This is a genomic window from Chryseobacterium sp. DT-167 (genome assembly GCF_058310155.1).
Genome location: NZ_JBZEEQ010000114.1, coordinates 1 through 557 on the forward strand (window position 1 = coordinate 1; position 557 = coordinate 557).

Consider the following 557-nt stretch of genomic DNA (forward strand, 5'->3'; position numbering starts at 1 on the left):
TGTGCTCGGGGTCACCGACCACCTCGATGATCGCGGGGTCGCAGTTGATCGTCGGTGCGACTTGCGAATCGGACGGAATGGTCGCGGACGCGCACGCCGTGTTCACGACGCTATCGGCAGTGCCGTCCTCGAGGTCGACGGGGAACTCGTGCGTCTCCTCGTCACCCGGAGCCAGCTCGGCGACCGTGAACGATCCCTGCGGGAAGAGGTCGTCGGTGATCACGAGGTTCCGGAGCGTGCCTTGCCCCGTGTTCTGGATCCGGATCCGATACGTGACGTTGTCACCGATCCGGAAGGACGGGGAGTCCTCGATGACGTTCGCGTTGTGCCACACGCCGTCGGCGTCCTGCACCTCCTTGATGAGAGCGGCCGAGTAGTAGTTCGCCACGGTGATCAATGCGGAAGTCCGCATGACGAGCTCCGTGTGCTCCGCACGACCCTGAGCGCGGTTGACGAGGACGTCACCGCCCTCGACGCCGTCGGTCTCGATGGAGAGCGTGAACGCCTGGGTCGCGCCCGGAGCGAGTGCCGGACCGATCACGCGGACCGCCGTCGGG

At 66.2% G+C, this 557-nt stretch carries 1 protein-coding gene; it reads right to left on the reverse strand.

The features are described 5' to 3' along the window. A partial coding sequence (locus tag AC4FQ5_RS20040) for a DUF7507 domain-containing protein (RefSeq protein ID WP_491146453.1) occupies positions 1–557 on the reverse strand: 557 nt, incomplete at both ends.